This window comes from Sulfurospirillum tamanense (assembly GCF_016937535.1).
Taxonomy (GTDB): Bacteria; Campylobacterota; Campylobacteria; order Campylobacterales; family Campylobacteraceae; genus Sulfurospirillum_B; species Sulfurospirillum_B tamanense.
In genome coordinates this window covers 38,579-54,802 of sequence record NZ_JAFHKK010000013.1, presented here as the reverse complement: position 1 = coordinate 54,802, position 16,224 = coordinate 38,579, and the positions used below count along the sequence as shown (strand labels likewise).

19 protein-coding genes and 1 other RNA gene are annotated in these 16,224 nt (G+C 48.4%); 8 read left to right on the top strand and 12 right to left on the bottom strand.

Annotated features, from left to right (window positions below; translation table 11 throughout):
* The first annotated feature begins 52 nt into the window (after positions 1 to 52).
* Entirely contained in the window at positions 53 to 868 is an 816-nt protein-coding gene (locus JWV37_RS07215; RefSeq protein WP_205459112.1) for a KilA-N domain-containing protein, read from the top strand.
* 143 nt (positions 869 to 1,011) lie between these two features.
* On the opposite strand, the gene JWV37_RS07210 is transcribed toward JWV37_RS07215, so the two are convergent.
* Positions 1,012 to 1,431, bottom strand: a complete 420-nt coding sequence (locus tag JWV37_RS07210; protein WP_205459111.1) for a type II toxin-antitoxin system VapC family toxin — start codon at positions 1,429 to 1,431, stop codon at positions 1,012 to 1,014.
* Positions 1,428 to 1,664: a DUF6364 family protein gene (locus JWV37_RS07205; protein ID WP_205459110.1), complete on the bottom strand. Its 237-nt coding sequence runs from the start codon at positions 1,662 to 1,664 to the stop codon at positions 1,428 to 1,430. Before JWV37_RS07205 ends, JWV37_RS07210 begins: the two co-directional genes overlap by 4 nt.
* Before the next feature lie 259 nt (positions 1,665 to 1,923).
* Between JWV37_RS07205 and JWV37_RS07200 the strand changes: the two genes are divergently transcribed.
* Together JWV37_RS07200 and JWV37_RS07195 are read left to right on the top strand one after the other, a co-directional pair.
* Positions 1,924 to 2,253, top strand: coding sequence for a DHCW motif cupin fold protein (locus JWV37_RS07200; protein WP_205459109.1), 330 nt, complete (start codon positions 1,924 to 1,926; stop codon positions 2,251 to 2,253).
* A 141-nt stretch (positions 2,254 to 2,394) separates the two neighbouring features.
* The gene (locus tag JWV37_RS07195) at positions 2,395 to 3,726 is read left to right on the top strand and encodes a dihydrolipoyl dehydrogenase family protein (RefSeq protein WP_205459108.1); all 1,332 of its coding nucleotides are present in this window, start codon (positions 2,395 to 2,397) and stop codon (positions 3,724 to 3,726) included.
* Here the strand turns inward: JWV37_RS07195 and JWV37_RS07190 are convergent, their stop codons facing one another.
* Positions 3,727 to 4,719, bottom strand: a complete 993-nt coding sequence (locus JWV37_RS07190) for a metal-dependent hydrolase (RefSeq protein ID WP_205459107.1) — start codon at positions 4,717 to 4,719, stop codon at positions 3,727 to 3,729.
* 176 nt (positions 4,720 to 4,895) lie between these two features.
* Here JWV37_RS07190 and ppnP point away from each other — a divergent pair, with 176 nt between their 5' ends.
* The 3 genes from ppnP (at position 4,896) to rnpB (ending at position 6,255) form a co-directional block, all read left to right on the top strand.
* A complete protein-coding gene (gene ppnP, locus JWV37_RS07185) occupies positions 4,896 to 5,204 on the top strand; it encodes a pyrimidine/purine nucleoside phosphorylase (RefSeq protein ID WP_205459106.1) in 309 nt (102 codons plus the stop codon).
* 85 nt (positions 5,205 to 5,289) lie between these two features.
* The gene (locus JWV37_RS07180; protein ID WP_205459105.1) at positions 5,290 to 5,868 is read left to right on the top strand and encodes a LysE family translocator; all 579 of its coding nucleotides are present in this window, start codon (positions 5,290 to 5,292) and stop codon (positions 5,866 to 5,868) included.
* A gap of 50 nt (positions 5,869 to 5,918) precedes the next feature.
* Positions 5,919 to 6,255, top strand: an RNA gene (rnpB, locus tag JWV37_RS07175) — RNase P RNA component class A.
* A 6-nt stretch (positions 6,256 to 6,261) separates the two neighbouring features.
* Here the strand turns inward: rnpB and purE are convergent.
* Both purE and JWV37_RS07165 read right to left on the bottom strand, forming a co-directional pair.
* Positions 6,262 to 6,786, bottom strand: a complete 525-nt coding sequence (gene purE / locus JWV37_RS07170) for a 5-(carboxyamino)imidazole ribonucleotide mutase (RefSeq protein ID WP_205459104.1) — start codon at positions 6,784 to 6,786, stop codon at positions 6,262 to 6,264.
* Positions 6,783 to 7,934 carry a 5-(carboxyamino)imidazole ribonucleotide synthase gene (locus JWV37_RS07165; protein ID WP_205459103.1) on the bottom strand — a complete coding sequence of 384 codons (1,152 nt, stop codon included), beginning with the start codon at positions 7,932 to 7,934 and terminating at the stop codon, positions 6,783 to 6,785. The genes purE and JWV37_RS07165 overlap by 4 nt, the downstream gene beginning before the upstream one ends.
* On the opposite strand from JWV37_RS07165, the gene JWV37_RS07160 reads away from it, so the two are divergent.
* Positions 7,933 to 9,294, top strand: a complete 1,362-nt coding sequence (locus tag JWV37_RS07160) for a putative DNA modification/repair radical SAM protein (RefSeq protein ID WP_240332086.1) — start codon at positions 7,933 to 7,935, stop codon at positions 9,292 to 9,294. The genes JWV37_RS07165 and JWV37_RS07160 overlap by 2 nt on opposite strands.
* Entirely contained in the window at positions 9,291 to 10,034 is a 744-nt protein-coding gene (locus JWV37_RS07155; RefSeq protein ID WP_205459102.1) for a TIGR03915 family putative DNA repair protein, read from the top strand. The genes JWV37_RS07160 and JWV37_RS07155 overlap by 4 nt, the downstream gene beginning before the upstream one ends.
* Here the strand turns inward: JWV37_RS07155 and JWV37_RS07150 are convergent.
* From JWV37_RS07150 to JWV37_RS07120, 7 genes are all read right to left on the bottom strand, one after another.
* Entirely contained in the window at positions 10,018 to 10,908 is an 891-nt protein-coding gene (locus JWV37_RS07150) for an HAD-IIA family hydrolase (protein ID WP_205459101.1), read from the bottom strand. The two genes, JWV37_RS07155 and JWV37_RS07150, sit on opposite strands and share 17 nt — an antisense overlap.
* Positions 10,908 to 11,717 (bottom strand): phosphonate ABC transporter, permease protein PhnE, encoded by an 810-nt coding sequence (gene phnE, locus JWV37_RS07145; protein ID WP_205459100.1) that lies wholly within the window; start codon positions 11,715 to 11,717, stop codon positions 10,908 to 10,910. Before phnE (JWV37_RS07145) ends, JWV37_RS07150 begins: the two co-directional genes overlap by 1 nt.
* Positions 11,705 to 12,502 (bottom strand): phosphonate ABC transporter, permease protein PhnE, encoded by a 798-nt coding sequence (gene phnE, locus JWV37_RS07140; protein ID WP_205459099.1) that lies wholly within the window; start codon positions 12,500 to 12,502, stop codon positions 11,705 to 11,707. The genes phnE (JWV37_RS07145) and phnE (JWV37_RS07140) overlap by 13 nt, the downstream gene beginning before the upstream one ends.
* The gene (gene phnC / locus JWV37_RS07135; protein WP_205459098.1) at positions 12,502 to 13,290 is read right to left on the bottom strand and encodes a phosphonate ABC transporter ATP-binding protein; all 789 of its coding nucleotides are present in this window, start codon (positions 13,288 to 13,290) and stop codon (positions 12,502 to 12,504) included. The genes phnE (JWV37_RS07140) and phnC overlap by 1 nt, the downstream gene beginning before the upstream one ends.
* A 9-nt stretch (positions 13,291 to 13,299) precedes the next feature.
* On the bottom strand, positions 13,300 to 14,241 hold the full coding sequence (gene phnD, locus JWV37_RS07130) for a phosphate/phosphite/phosphonate ABC transporter substrate-binding protein (RefSeq protein ID WP_205459097.1): 942 nt from the start codon (positions 14,239 to 14,241) through the stop codon (positions 13,300 to 13,302).
* A 246-nt stretch (positions 14,242 to 14,487) separates the two neighbouring features.
* A complete protein-coding gene (locus tag JWV37_RS07125) occupies positions 14,488 to 14,919 on the bottom strand; it encodes an ACT domain-containing protein (protein WP_205459096.1) in 432 nt (143 codons plus the stop codon).
* 1 nt (position 14,920) lies between these two features.
* Positions 14,921 to 16,216, bottom strand: a complete 1,296-nt coding sequence (locus JWV37_RS07120; protein ID WP_205459095.1) for a phenylacetate--CoA ligase family protein — start codon at positions 16,214 to 16,216, stop codon at positions 14,921 to 14,923.
* Between the last annotated feature and the right edge of the window lie 8 nt (positions 16,217 to 16,224).

Genomic DNA, 16,224 nt, shown 5'->3' with positions numbered 1-16,224 from the left:
TTCAAAGTAGTTGAGCGATTCATTGTAGGATGGTGGTTAAAAAAGGTAAACCATGGCAAAAATAACAGTACTGAATAATGAGATAACAACTCTAAAAATAGAAGATGAAGATTATATTTGCATAACCGATATAGCCAAATACAAGGACGATGCTCTTGCTAATGACATTATAAAGAATTGGCTTCGCAATCGTAATACCATAGAGTTTTTAGGTATTTGGGAACAGCTTTACAATCCAGATTTTAAACCCGTCGAATTCGACGGGTTTAAAAAAGATGCAGGTCTCAATAGTTTTACGATGAGTCCTACAAAGTGGATAAGCGGAACAAATGCCATAGGGATGGTGGCAAAGTCAGGGCGATACGGCGGCACATACGCTCATAAAGACATCGCTTTTGAGTTTGCTTCTTGGGTCTCTGTTGAGTTTAAACTTTATCTTATCAAAGAGTTCCAAAGACTTAAAAGTGAAGAGCTAAAACAACTTGGTTGGGATATTCGTCGAAACCTTACAAAGCTAAACTATAAAATCCATACCGATACTATCAAAGAAAATCTCACCCCAAAAGAGCTTACACCTAGTCAGATAAATTTTGTCTATGCGAGCGAAGCCGACATCTTAAATGTAGCACTCTTTGGCATGAGTGCAAAAGAGTGGAGGGATCTAAACAAAGACAAAAAAGGAAATATCCGTGATGAGGCTAATGTCAATCAACTTGTATGTTTGGCAAATATGGAATCTCTCAATGCGCACTTTATCAGTGAAGGGTTATCGCAAAAAGAGAGGCTTCGAAGGCTCAATAAAATAGCAATAGAACAGATGAGAATATTAAGCAGTGAAAATATCAAAACAATAAGCAACCCCAAATGACAAAAACACCTAGCCCAATCATCCCCATCATCGCAAGAAATAAAGCTCCCATTTCGCTTCTTGCCAAAGATGGCATGGTGTGGATGTGACAAGCCTTAAAAAACGCCCTTTGGTAAGTTTGTGATGGGCTTGCTAAGCGCGTTTTAGTTCACGGCCTCTGCATCAATCAAAAACTCATGGGGTTGCATCACGTTGATGGGGGAGTTTTTAAATCCGCTAAGGTCTCGGGTGATGATGATGTCAACGTGCGCATGGGAGGCGCTCGTGTAGATGACGCTGTCTTCAAAGTCGCTGCCTACGTTTTTTACGCTTTCTTGCAAAATATTTTTGTCCAAGCTTACAACTTCAAACAGCTCAAGTAACGTTTGAATCGCTTCATTGCACTCTTTTTTGCCAAGATGCTTGCGTAAAAGGTAATAAAGCGTCGTCACGGAAGTTGGGCATAAAAAGCCTTGTATCTCTTTTGATTCTATTTTGAGAAAAATCTTTTGTGCCAGTTGGCTAAAAGGCTCGCGCTCCATGAGTAAATCTAACACAACGTTAGTGTCAAGTAAAACCCTCATGCGTGCTTCTTTTCAAGGTAGGCGGTGTATTCCTCTTTCGAGATTTTCCCTTTAAGGACGCCTTGAAGTTTTGATGTTTTAGAGGGTATTGTTTTGTTGGGATTTTCATGTTTTAGCGTGGATTCAAAAAAGTGCATCACCAATTTTGAGACAGAAGTGTTGTGCTTTTTTGCGTAAGATTTGATGCCATCGATAAGGTTTTGGTCGGCATAAAGAGTGATTTTACTGTTCATCGTCAATCCTTGTCGTATATAAATATCAGCATTGTACGACAATCGTGCGCGGCATGTCAAACCCTCCTTGGTGTCTATTAAAAATTTGATGATGCTGGCTTGGTTACCTTGAAGTTTATGCACTCAATTTTGCCGTAATAGTTTTGTGTTCTTGGAACCCTCGATAGTATTGTTTTCAGCAAACATCATGTAGAGTTTCTCATTATTAGAACTTGTATGCTCTTTCTCCAAAAAACCCTTACATGTAAAGGAAAACCCAATGCAAATGACCCACATCCCTTTTGGCACAACCGAGTGGAGCAGTATCACGCCAAGTGAACATCGAGGCGAAAGTGGCGTTGCCCTTTGGCGCACCAAACAATGCGGTGAGATTCGCGTGCGGATGGTGGAGTACTCCGCAGGGTACAAGGCCGACCACTGGTGCCAAAAAGGGCACATTTTGTTGTGCTTGGAGGGTGAACTTTACACGGAACTTGAAAACGGCGAAGTGCATCTTTTAACAGCAGGGATGAGCTACGAAGTCGCCGATGAAACCATGGCGCACCGCTCCTACACGCCTTGTGGCGCGAAGCTTTTTATTGTGGATTAGTTTTTTACGCTTTATTGAAGGCGCGCTTGCTGTGTGGCCATAGTTTTTTTATGGGCAGGTTTTTGTGTTCTAATGTTCGGTATGATATGCCTTAGTCATCTTAGTGCAAAACAAAGAGCAGACAACACCAAGGAGTGCGCCATGAAAACAGAACACTTTGACACCATCATCGTCGGAAGCGGGACTTCTGCTTACTATGCCCTTGAAGCCTTAGCGTCCCATCAAAAAGTAGCAGTGGTTGCCCCTGAGCCCCTTGGCGGTGTTTGCGCGCTTAAGGGGTGCCAGCCTAAAAAGTACCTCGTGGCACACCAAGAAGCCCGCAATGCCATCAAAGATTTGCTTGGCCACGGCTTTGAAACCATGTCAAAAAGCTCTTGGGCAGCGCTCCAGTCCCTTAAAAACGCATTTACCGCGTCCGTACCCCACAGAACCCGCAAAACGCTCCAGTCTAAGGCACGCTTTATTGAAGGCATTGCCACCTTTTGCGCTCCTGATGCGCTTCGTGTGGGAGAAAAAACCCTGAGCGCAAAACATATCGTGATAGCCACAGGCTCCTTGCCAAGGCGCAACGCCATCAAAGGCAGCGAACATTTACGCACAAGCGATGATTTTTTAGAAATGCCTAGTCTCCCCAAACGCATTGCCTTTGTCGGGGCGGGGGTGATTGCCTTTGAGTTTGCCTATGTGGCGGCGAGTTTGGGCAGTGAGGTCACGGTTGTACACCGTTCCAACCAACCCCTTAAAGGGTTTGATGAGAGCATGGTAGCGCGCTTTTTGAGTGCGACCAAAGAAGCAGGCATTCGCGTCATTACCAACGCGCCCGTCACAGAAGTGACCAAACAAGGCGCCACGTACACGCTCATCACGGAAGAGGGCTTACATGTAAAGGCCGATGCGGTTTTTGAAACCATCGGGCGCATGCCCAATCTCTCGGTGCTAGAGGGTGATGCGGGCAACGTGCAAGCTAGCGCCAAAGGCATTGCGGTTAACGCCCACATGCAAAGCGTGAGCAACCCGCACGTGTACGCCATCGGGGATTGCACCGACACGCCCTACCAACTTGCCACGGTTGCGGATGAACAAGGCAAAATAGCAGGAGAAAACATTCTCAAAGGCAATCACCGCACGTGGGATGATGCGTTGGTGGCGCATGCGATGTTCACCCACCCGCCCTTAGTGGCCGTGGGTATCACAGAAGAAGAGGCGAGGGAAAAGGGGTTGGATTACGCCATCAAAGAGGGCGAAACGGCCAGTTGGCCCTCTTCAAAGCGCATCGGCGAAACCCACGGGGCATACAAGATGGTGCTCTCTAAAGAGGGTACGCTTTTGGGTGCAACGCTTTTGCGCCACAATAGCCCAGAAGTGATTAACCTGTGTGCCATGTTGCTAAAAACAAAGATGCCCATTGCGACGTTTAAGCAAATGGCTTTAGCGTATCCGACGGCTTCGTCTGATTTGAAAAACATGCTTTGACTAATGCGCTCCCACAAGCCTTTGGTACGTTACATGTAAGGCTTCTTTGAGGTTTCGCTCTGTTCTTGGGGCGCGTTGCATGCGCCGCTCTTCGTCTGTGATGACCCATGAAAAAAGATAACCCCACGTGTGCGGTGGTATGTCAATACTGCTTCGGATTTCCCCAAAGCGCGCGTCGCTCATGCGGAGGGTGTCGCCTTGTTTTTGCGCCACCCAATACCCTTTAGAAAACCATGCTATGGCGTTGACATTGGCGGCATCCTTGTAGGGTTCCAGGAGCTCTTTGTGTTGAGGGATGCGCTCATACGTGATGGCGCGCGGGGCTAAAAGTGAATAATACCCGACCAGTAAGCCCTCAGGTGTTTGGGCGAGGTGCCGCCACAACAGGGTGTTAAAAGGCGTTGCCATGGTCGTGGACGCGCTTACATGTAAGGCTTTGTTTTTTGTGTCTTGGGTGAAGACATGATGGGCGTAACCGTGGGCGCCCAACGAAAATAGAGCATAAAAAGAGCTTATGTAAAGTCCCGCAAGATTGGCTTTGGGACTTTTAAAAAAAACAGCAAAGCCAATCCCAAAAAGCAACGGCAGGGTGAAAAGTGGATCGATGATAAAAAGATTCCCGTGGGCAAATCCGTAGCGCGAAAAAGGTGCTAAAAGCTGGGTGCCATAAATGGTGAAATAGTCAATGAGTACATGGGTGCCAAAAATGGCAAACAGTCCCCAAAAGAGGTGCGAAAAAGGTATTTTTTCACGCCATCGATGGGCTATGAAAGCAAACATCAAGGCACCAAAAAAGATAAACCAAATGGAGTGGGACTCTCCACGGTGCAAGTAAAGGCGCTCCACCTCATCCAAAAAAGGGCGCGCCACAATATCCAAGTCTGGCAATGTCCCCAAGAGTGCTCCCCAAAGCAACGCTTTTTTGCCCAAGGGCTTGTGCCAACATGCATACGCAACCGATGCGCCAAGGGCGGCTTGTGTGAGTGAGTCCATGGTGTCCTGCTACAGTTTTTCAAGAAGCATAGCAAAATAGCATTAACGACGCCTTGCCAATAGCGTAAAAATAAAAGTCAAGGGAGAAAACCCCAAACACAAAGCTTTTACTCCACATGTAAGACCTTAAAGCACTTCATGCTACACTTTTTCACTTTTTTTAAGGAGTCGTGCGTATGGATACATTTGAAAATGTGAGTGTTGTTAAAAAGGCCAATGTCTATTTTGAAGGTAAAGTAACGAGTCGCACCCTTGTTTTTGCTGATGGAAGCAAGAAAACTTTGGGTGTCATGCTTCCGGGAACTTACACTTTCAACACGCAAGCAGCCGAAGTGATGGAGATTCTTGCGGGAAATTGCGAAGTGCATTTGGGTAAAAACACCTTACATGTAAGGGCGGGAGAGTCGTTTGATGTGCCCGCACTTAGCACGTTTGAGATAACATGCCCCGAGGTTGTGGATTATTGTTGTTCGTTTGTGGAGTAAGCTTCACATGTAAGCCATGAGAGTGCTTTGCTTTTGTGGCTTACGCAGTTGTGCTCAAAAATAGACTTCTTTTAAAGGGACGGTTGTGGAGTTTTTGGCTATTTTTTTAGCGTTCATCATCCCTCTTGCGTGGACGCCTGGCCCTGTAAATATTACTTTGGCGGCCATGGGAACAACCAATGGCTTCAAGCAATCCCTCAAGCTTATCTTGGGCCTCAATGTGGCTTTTATGCTCCAATCTCTTGCTACAGGCTTGGGGCTTGCGCGTCTTTTTTCCCTCTATCCTTTTAGTTTCATTGTTATTAAAAGCGTTGGTGTTGCTTATCTTTTGTATTTGGCCTATAAGATTTCACAAATGAAACTGCAAGACAAAAAGATTCCCCTTGATTTTAGCAACGGATTTATCCTGAGTTTGCTCAATCCTAAAGTGTACATGACTCTTGTCTTGATGTTTACGCAGTTTAAAAACCAAAGCGAAACTTTTGGCGGCATTTTTTTTCTAAGCGCGCTTGCCATGTCTTTTTTCTTTGTGGGAAATGCATTGTGGTCTTTGTTTGGATCAAGTTTGAGAAGATTTATTGCAAATGAAACCGTCTTTGTTCTGCAAAAATACGTGTTTGCTCTGTTGCTTTGCGGCGTAGCGGTGTATATGGCGCTCCATTAAAGTGAAAATGCTTGGGACATAAAGTAACCTGTGGTATAATCCCCGCTCCTATGGTAGAGCAGGTGGCTGCTTGGGGCGCTCACGCCCTAAGAGGAAAGTCCGGGCTGCAATGAAGTAAGGTTCCATCTAACGGATGGCCGGGGTAACCCGAGGGACAGTGCAACAGAGAGTAGACTACCCTTACATGTAAGGGAAAAGGTGAAACGGCGGGGTAAGAGCCCACCAGCGTTTTAGGTAACTAAAACGGCTTTGTAAACCCAACCTGCAGCAAGAAGGGATGGTTTTTTACTTCATACTCACAAAACCCTTCGCTAGAGCGTCTTGGCAACATGGCGCGTAGATAAATAGTCACCCACGACAGAACCCGGCTTACGCTCTGCCATGGGTTCTTTCTTAGGAGTTCATCTCTTTTAAGTACGCCTCAACCCCTATGTTTTCAAGGTTTTGCGCTTTGGCTTCCACTTCTTCTTGCATCTGTTTTTTATAATTCTCAATTTTTTCACACACTTCTTTGTGTTTGATGCCTACCATTTGTGCCGCTAAAATACCCGCATTTTTTGCATTGTTGATAGCAACGGTTGCCACAGGAACGCCTCCGGGCATTTGGACGATGGAGAGCAACGAATCCATACCATCCAAAGAAGAGGTTTTTACAGGCACACCTACCACGGGAAGCGGGGTGAGCGAAGCAACCATACCAGGTAAGTGCGCCGCACCTCCGGCTCCCGCGATGATGACCAAAAGGCCACGCTCTTGGGCGCTTTTTGCATAGCTAAACAATTTTTCAGGAGTGCGGTGGGCAGAGACAACACTCACCTCATAAGGTACGCCAAAGGCATCACACATCTGGGCGGCTGCTTGCATGATGGGAAGGTCAGAGTCGCTTCCCATGATGATTCCAACAAGAGGTTTGTTCATAGGGGTTTAGTTCCTTTCACTTTGAAAATGTCTTTAGCTTTAAGCGCGCGTGCAAGCGCAAGGTCTAGGTTGTGGTCAAGCACAGTGATGTGGCCCATCTTGCGAAAAGGTTTGGTGTGGCTTTTGCCGTAAAAATGAAACGAGACTTTATCAAGAGCAAGAATTTCTGGCAGTCCTTCCAAAAGCGGTTCGCCCTCAAACCCTTCTTCCCCAAGGAGGTTCACCATAACCGAGGGGATGATGAGCTCTGTTGAGCCAAGAGGCAAGCCCGTGACCGCACGGACGATTTGCTCAAACTGCGAAGTGACGCAAGATTCAATGGTGTAGTGGGCTGAATTGTGAGGCCGTGGGGCGATTTCATTGACCAAGATTTTCCCCTCTTTGGTTAAAAACATCTCTACACCAAAGATGCCCACTCCCTCGAAAGACTCCACACAAGCAATGGCAATGTCTTTCACCTCTTGGGCTAACGCAGGTGCAATTCGCGCAGGGGCCATGACGCTGTCACAAATGTTGACCCGCTCGTCAAAGAGCATCTCAACTACAGGATAACACGCCACTTCGCCTTGGAGATTGCGCGCTACGATGATGGCGAGTTCTTTGTCGATATTTACCATCTCTTCAAGGAAGCTTTCGCCTTGGATGGCGTTTTTAAGGTCTTCTTTGGACTTTAGCACCATCACGCCGCGCCCGTCATACCCGCCTTTTTTGGCCTTTTGCACCACAGGAAAACCAAGGCTTTCTAAACAAGAGGGCGTCTTGACGTCTTTGTAGGTTGGCACGGGAATGCCCTTGGAATCAAGGAACTTTTTTTGTTCGTATTTGTTTTGAATGAGGGCGATGGTGTAGGGGGAGGGGTAGATGGCGTGGCCTTGGTCAAAGAGGGGCTTTAGGGCTTCTACATCCACATTTTCAAGCTCAAAAGTGGTGACATCACAAGTGCGAATCAGCTCAACAAGTTTAGCTTGGTCGTAAAATCCACCCACAATTTGTGCGTCAGAAACTTGGCCTGCGGGGCAATTGGGCGTGGGGTCTAGGACGGTGACGTGAAAGCCCATTTTTTTAGCTTTTTGGGACATGATTTTGCCCAATTGTCCACCGCCAATGATGCCAAGTTTGAGGTGCGAATAGTTTAATGGTGTGTTCATGGGTGCTGATTCTCCAACAATGCGGGGTGTATGTGAGGGCGTATTGTATCGATTTTTGGCTTTGAAACTCCAAAGATTTCATTTTGAAATAAAATCCCTAGACACTTTTTTTCTGGGCTACACTGCACCCATGGCAAAAACTCTTTTTGAAAAAATGGCGATTTTAAGTGATAGCGCCAAATACGATGTCAGTTGCAGTTCTAGCGGGAGCGACCAAAAAGGCGCGAGTCTAGGCAAATCCCATGCAAGCGGGATTTGTCACAGTTTTAGCGCCGATGGACGGTGCATTTCCTTATTGAAAGTGTTGATGACTAATGCATGCATTTACGAGTGCGCATATTGCATCAACCGCGCAAGCAATGCCATCCCACGCGCGGCCTTCACACCCCGTGAACTAGCAGATATTACCATCGATTTTTACAAGCGTAACTACATCGAAGGGTTGTTTTTAAGTTCTGGTATTGTCAAAAGCGAAAACCACACCATGGGGTTATTGCTCCAAACCTTGGAGATTTTGCGCTTTGAGTATGGTTTCGGAGGCTACATCCACGTCAAACTCATCCCAGGATGCGACACTGAACTCATCGAAAAAGTCGTCGCACTGGCCAGTCGAGTGAGTTCCAACATCGAACTGCCTAGTAGCCATTCTTTGGCGCTTCTTGCGCCTAATAAAACCAAAGAAAAAGTGATGCAACCCCTGCGTGCCGCGCGCGACATTAGCTTGCATAAAACCTCCGCGCCTATTCCTATGAGCACCCAACTCATCGTCGGGGCCACGCCTGAGAGCGATTTTGACATCTTGCGCTTAAGCAGTGCGTTGTACGAAAAAGCCTTGCTAAAGCGGGTCTATTACAGCGCGTACATTCCCATTAACGACAACGCTTTACTGCCTTCCACACTTACTGCGCCGCCGCTGTTGCGAGAGCATCGGCTTTATCAAGCGGATTGGTTGTTGCGGTTTTATGGCTTTAGGGCTGAAGAGTTGGTGGACGAAGCGACCCGAAAACTTGACGTTGACCTTGACCCCAAAACCTTTTGGGCCTTGCGCCATTTGGAGCATTTTCCCGTAGAAATCAACACGGCACCCAAGGAAGTGTTGGTACGCATTCCGGGCATCGGGGTGCGAGGAGCTTTGAAAATCTTGCAAGCAAGAAAGTTTAGAGCCTTAGACCACGCTATGCTTTCCCGCCTTGGGGTTTCTTTGAAACGGGCCAATTATTTCATTACATGTAAAGGGGTGTACCAAAAAGAAGTGCCTTTGCGCGAAGACCACATCCGCCGCGCCTTGTTGGGGCCAAAAAAACTCCTGCAACCTAGCTTGTTTGACTGGTACCAAGGCATGGTAGGAGGGGAGGTATGATAGTGGTGTATGATGGGACGGCCGAGGGATTTTTGAGCCTTGTGTTTGAAGTGTACGCCCACAAACTTTCTCCTACGCACATCTTCAAATCCCGTCCCCAAAGCCTTTTACAAATCCACGAAGTAAGAAGTGACGAAACCCACGCAAGGCGCGTTTTAGAGGGGATGAAACGCACTTTTTCGCCTTTACATGTAAGGGAAATCCAGCAGGTGCTTTTGTGCGATACCCTTGCTTTTGAACTGCCTCTTTTGGCGTATGTGAACCTAGGCTTTAAAGACCCAAAAAACCTCTACGACCCCACGCAAGAGTCTGTGCGAACAGTACAAAACTGGGCGAGGGTTTATGGGCGAATGGTGCACCGCATGAAAGGCTTTGTGCGTTTTGAAGAGCTAGAAGAGGGAGTATTCTATGCCAAAATCCAAACAGATTACAATATTCTTGCTCTTTTAGGACACCACTTTGTGGAACGCCTTGGAGCGCAAGGGTTCATCTTGCACGACGTGGAAAGAGGGCTTGCTTTTGTGAGCCAAGAGAGGGAGATTTACGCGGTTGCCCACGCGGATGTGCCACAGGTGAGCGAAAAAGAGCTTACATGTAAAGGATTGTGGCAGACCTTTTTTAGCCACGTCGCCATCCAAAACCGCACCAACCCCAAACTTCAACAGGCATTTGTGCCGCTAAAATACCGCACCTATATGAGTGAGTTTGAGGGGCGATATTCGTCTACATGTAAGCACTAAGACGCACATCAGGAAAGATGCCGCTTTGGTGCATGAAAGGCAAGGTTTCAAGGCCTTTGAAAAAGCCGTAGCTTTCGATGAGGGCGCTTTTCATGCCCATGGCATTGGCGCCCAACACATCGGTGTGGAGGGTGTCGCCTACCATCATGACATCTTGCGCATCCACACCCCAGCGTTTTTTGGCAAGGTGTAAGGCGTAGGCAAAAACGTTGTTAAAAGGTTTACCCACGGAGTGTAAATCCGTAAACAACGAAGCGGGTTCCAAGAGGGTGTAAAACCCCGGTTGCTTGGGAAAAGCACCATCTTCTCTAGGGGCGGTGAGGTCGGGGTTGGCGACCCAGACGGTGCGCGGTCTCTCACGCAATGCTTCTCGCCACTTGGCTTGCAAGGCGTCATCCCAACATCCTGTGCTTAAAAATAAAAACCCATCGCTCTCCCAGAACCCATCGTCTTCTTGAAGCGTAACGCGCAAAGGCACTTCCATCTCGTGGCGTTCGCCGATGATGCCCCAATTGTTGGAACTAAAAGGCAAAAGCGACCACAGCACTTCGCGGCTTGAGACGATGTCATGGGGTTCAAAAGCCAAGCCCATGGCGCCTAGTTTGTCACACAAGTAGGACTTGGGAAGGGTGGCGGAGTTGGTGAGCATCAAAAAAGGAAGCCCGCGCGCTCGAAGGCGTTTGAGTAATTGTTGCGCCCCTGGGATGGCTTTCGTGCCCACATTAAGCACGCCAAATGCATCCAGAAAAAAGCACCCCGCTTGGTCTAAAAGGCTGTCGATATCCTTTACATGTAAAGGGGTTTTTAAAGCCAAAGCTTCGGGGAGGTGCTCGCGCACCCCCTCGTACAGTGAAAAAACAGCACGTGAATTCATCAAATAATCATCTTTCTAACCTTTGCGGAAATCGCCTCAGAGACGATGACCGTGCCTAAAATCACCACCACAATGAGGCTCACTTGTGGCCACGCAAGGGTGTTCATGGAGTGTTGCAATTGCAAGCCAATCCCGCCAGCACCCACCAAACCTAAAATGGTAGATTCGCGGATGTTGATGTCCCAACGAAAGAGCGAAATCCCCAAAAAAGAAGGCAAAATCTGCGGAATGATAGCATAATCAATCACCTGCATGCGCGACGCGCCCGTGGCCGATACCGCTTCTACGCTCACGGGATTAATCTCTTCAATCCCTTCATATAAAAGCTTCGACACAAAACCGATGGAGCGCAACGCGATGGCTAAGATGCCCGCTAGTATACCTGGCCCTAAAATAGCCACAAGCAACAAGGCCCAAATGAGTGAGTTGATGGAGCGCGACGTTACAATGATAAACAGCGCAATAGGCCGCACAAAACGAACCGAGGGGGTGGTATTGTGCGCGGCAAAAAACGCCACAGGAAAGGCGATGATAATGCCAAGCAATGTTCCAAGCGTCGCGATGTTGAGTGTGTCCCACAGCGCACCGTAAAGGGAGTTGATGTACCCCCAACGCGGCGGCAACATACGTGAGAGCAAGTCCGCGGCTTGTTCGGGCGCATCATAAACAAAAACCCATAGCGTGTTTTCGGTCATGAGGTTCCAACAAAACACACTGAGTGCCACTACGAGAAACCAACCGCCCCAGACAATCCATGCTTTTTTGCTCATGCGGCGTTGCCAGAGCTTTTCTTGTTCTAACTGACCCATTTGCGTATCCATCCTGAAGCATATTCGCACGCCATAACAATGAGAATGATGACGATGAGCACCGCGCCTGCGGAGTCGTATTCGTAGCGGTCGATGGCGGTGTTCAGGGTTGCCCCGATGCCGCCAGCCCCCACGATGCCGATGACGGCAGATTCGCGAAAGTTGATGTCAAAGCGATAAAACGAAAGTCCCACGAGACGTGGCATGACTTGGGGCCAAATGGCGTAATGAAACCGCTGAAACCACGACCCGCCTGTGGCGCTAATGGCTTCGAGTTGGCGCGGGTCGATTTCCTCGATTTCTTCGGCCAAGAGTTTTCCTAAAAAGCCGATGGTCGCATAGGTGAGAGTTAAAAACCCCGCAAACGCCCCAAAACCAAAGAGTGCCACGAGAAAGATGGCCACGATAATTTCTTGCATGGAGCGCGAAAAAGCGATGAAACTGCGGCAAAAATAGTAGATGGGTTTAGGTGAAATATTGCGTGCCGCGCCCATTCCAAAGGGGATGGAAAGCAAAATGCCTGCCACCGTAGACGTGACCGTCATGGTGAGGCTTTCGATGATGCCAATCTTGATGTCTGTAAAGCGCGAGGTAAAATCAGGCTGCAAAAATCCTTGCACAAAGCGCGCACCCCGCTCTAGTCCTTCGTACGCCCGAAGCCAGTTGACTTCTACACTTCCGATGCCCACAACAAGGTACGCCAGTGCCGCTATGTAAAGGGCGATGCGCCACGAAGCACTGGGGATGATGTAATGGGGCCGTTTCCACGTGGTTGGGTAGCTCACTAGGCCACCTCTTGTGAGACTTCGGCTTCTTGGGCGGTGAGGGTTTCCCAGTTTTCGTCCCCGTAGATACTCGTGAGTGCTTCTTCGTCCAAGGCTTCTGGCGAACCGTCAAACACTACGCTTCCTCCGTGCAAGCCGATGATGCGGTGGGTAAATTGCATGGCTAAAGGCACGTCGTGGATGTTAATGATGGCAGGAAGGCCCCGCTCAAAGCAGATTTCTTGGATGAGGCGCATGATTTGACGGGAGGTTTTTGGGTCGAGGCTAGCGGTAGGTTCGTCCACGAGTAAAAGGTCGGGCTGTTGCATGAGCGCTCTTGCGATGCCGACCCGCTGGCGTTGGCCGCCCGAGAGTTCATCGGCACGTTTGTTGGCGTGGTCTATGAGTCCGACACGCTCAAGCAAGCCAAAGGCCATTTGGATCTCTTTTTCAGGAAAACGCCGCAAAAAGGTGCGCCAAAAGGGTAGGTAGCCCAGTCTTCCAGAGAGAACGTTTTCCATGACGCTTAAGCGTTCTACAAGGGCGTATTCTTGAAAAATCATCCCGATGTGTCGGCGTTGTTCGCGCATTTTGCCACTGGAGAGGGAGCTTAGAAGGGTGTTGTCTAGCCAAATCTCTCCGCTTGTGGGGTCGATGAGGCGGTTGATACACCGAATGAGCGTGGATTTACCCGCACCGCTTGGGCCGATGAGTCCGACGATTTGCCCTTTTGGAACCTCAAAACTCACCCCTTTAAGAACCAGGGGTGCGTTTTTGTACTGCTTGGTGAGTCCTTTAATGCGTAGCAAAAGAATGCCCTATTTGCACGTATAGGAAACGCCCATAGCCGCGTCGATTTGGCGGATAACAGCCCAATGATTCTTAAAGGTGATAGGCAAGAATTGGCCTTCGGCTTTAAACTCGTTTTGAAGTTTAGTGCCTTCCCATTTGAAGCTAAAAAACGCTTCTTTGATTTTTTCTTGAAGTTCAGGTTTGAGGTTGTGTGCGATGCCGTAACCCGTGGTAGGGAACGTGCCAGATTTGTAGATAGTTTTGATTTGTTCCGCTTTGACAACGCCACGGTCTAGCATGCGTTTCATGACGGAGTTTGCAACAGCAGCAGCAGGGTAGTCTTTGTTGGCAACGCCTAGGATGGAGTTGTCATGTTTGCCAGAAAAAACAGGCTCGTAGTCGCGCTCAGCTTTAAGGCCATACTCTGCTTCCATAAGGGCAGAAGGAGCTTTGAAACCTGAGTTTGAGGTTTGTGAGGTGAAGGCAAGTTTTTTACCTTTGATGTCTTCAGGTTTAGTGATACCTGAGCCTGGGAAGGTGATGATTTCCATCTCGTAACCAAAAGAACCGTCTTTGGCCGCCATCATCGTAAAAGGTCGAAAGCCAGCACACGCAACGGCGATTGGATTAGAACCCGTGTTAAAACCCGCTACATGTAAACGGCCTGAACGCATTGCTTCGATTTGCGCGGCGTTGGATTGGACGGGAAAAAACTGCACTTTTTTACCCGTAACTTTTTCCATATGGGCCAAAAATTCCGACCACACGTCCGCGTAAACAGCAGGGTCTTCAACAGGCGTGTACGCAAACACAAGCGTGCTAGGATCTACCAAATTTTTTGGGTCAGTAGGAATGTCAGCGATAAGGTCGCCGTCATTGTCACTATAACGAGGGTCAAGCTTAAACTCCGCATGCGCAGCACTAAGGCCAAGCAAAAGCGCCACAAAAAGGGTTGTAAGTCGTTTCATTGTTCGTTCTCCCGAGGATGTAATTTGACGCAAAGTGTAACACCAAGGAATTACGAGTTGGTTACATGTAAAGGGGTTTTGTGCCTCCAATTGAAATATTTATCCAATTATCGTATGAATATTAAAAAAAGAGGGACGAAGATGAAAATAAAATAAATTTATGTAAGGACAGTTCTTGCATTCGTTTTGGAAGCAAAACCGCCCTTGGGGTGCACTGGTAAAACCCTTACATGTAAGGGTTGTTTCTCACAAATCCTCTAGCCTTAACAACGCCACTTCTTTGCGTAACAACGCGGTCATTGCCGTGTGGAAAACTTCGTCGTCGAGTTTGAAAATAAAAATACCAAACTCTTTTTCGTTGACGGTGTAAGTGTAGCGGATGTCCACATTGACGGAAGCTAGAATGCGCACGATGCGGTTGAAACTGCCGATGTGGTTGTTGATTTTTACGCCTAGCACGTAGGAGGACTGGGCCATGAAACCCTGCTCTAGCAAGACTTTTTTGGCGCGCGCCACTTCGGGGGTAAGTAAGCGCAAGAGGCCAAATTCGGTACTGTCGGCTAATGTGATGGAGGTGAGTGAAATGCCCTCATCTTCCAAAAGTAACGTGATGGCCAAAAGCTCACCTGAACGGTTTTCCACAAAAACGGTGAGTTGTTCAAGTCTGTACGATTCCATCTTAACTCCTTTGGTCGATGACGCGCACCGCTTTGCCTTCGCTTCGCACGATGGATTTTGGCGCGACGAGGCGGATGGCGACGTTGATGTACAAGTGGTTCAATAAGGAACGTTCACACTCTTTTTTGAGCCGTTCCAGTGCTGCTACGTCGTCTCGCATGAGGCTTTCATCAAGCTCTACGTCCACTTCGAGTTTGTCAAGGTGCCCTTTTTTCTTGGCGATGATTTGGTAGTTTAGCGTCACGCCTTGCACGCAAGAGAGCACGTGTTCGATTTGGGAAGGAAAGACGTTGACGCCGTTGATGACAAGCATATCATCACTGCGCCCCGCGATGCTCTCAATGCGCGCCAAAGTTCTGCCACACGCACAAGGTTCGCGGGTGAGGCTCGTGATGTCGCCCGTGCGGTAGCGGATGATGGGCAAGCCGTGTTTGGTGAGGGTCGTGATGACAAGCTCACCCCGTTGGCCATCAGGCACGGGCTTACATGTAAGGGAGTCGATGATTTCGGGGTAAAAATGGTCTTCATTGATGTGCAGTAAAGCGCTGTGTTTACAGCTTCCCGCCACGCCTGGGCCGATGATTTCAGAAAGGCCATACACTTCGTGGTAGTCGATGCCCCATGTGGTAGCAATCTCTTCTTTAAGCCCACGACTTGCAGGTTCCGCGCCAAAAAAACCCACTTTGAGGCGAAAATCTTTGTGCAAATCATACCCTTCAGCCTTGGCGAGTTCTGCCATATGTAAGGCAAAAGAGGGTGTGCCCGTGATGGCGGTGGCACCGAAGTCTTTAAGTAAAAGTAACTGGCGTGAGGTGAAGCCTGTGGAACTAGGCACCACGGCGATTTTCATGCGTTCTGCCGCCGTGTGAAACCCAAGCCCACCCGTGAAAAGCCCGTAGCCTGTGGAGTTTTGCAAGATGTCACAACTGGTGAGTCCGCCCATGGTAAAGATGCGCCCGACCACTTCTGCCCACACGTCCATGTCGTGTTCGGTATAGCCTACGACGGTGGGTTTGCCTGTGGTGCCACTGGAGCTGTGGATGCGTACAATCTGTTCCATCGGCACGGCAAAGAGTCCAAAAGGGTAGTTGTCCCGCAAGTCTTGTTTTTTGGTAAAAGGCAACCGTTCTAGGTCGCAAAGCGCGATAATGTCACGAGGAGATACACCCGCGCCATCAAAGGCGTTTTTGTAAAAAGGCACGCGCGCATACACCCGTTCAAGGGTCTCTTTGAGGCGGAAAAATTGTAAGGCTTCTAAAGAAGCGCGGTCAAGGGTTTCGGCTTTAGTGCAGGTCATCCTTGTCC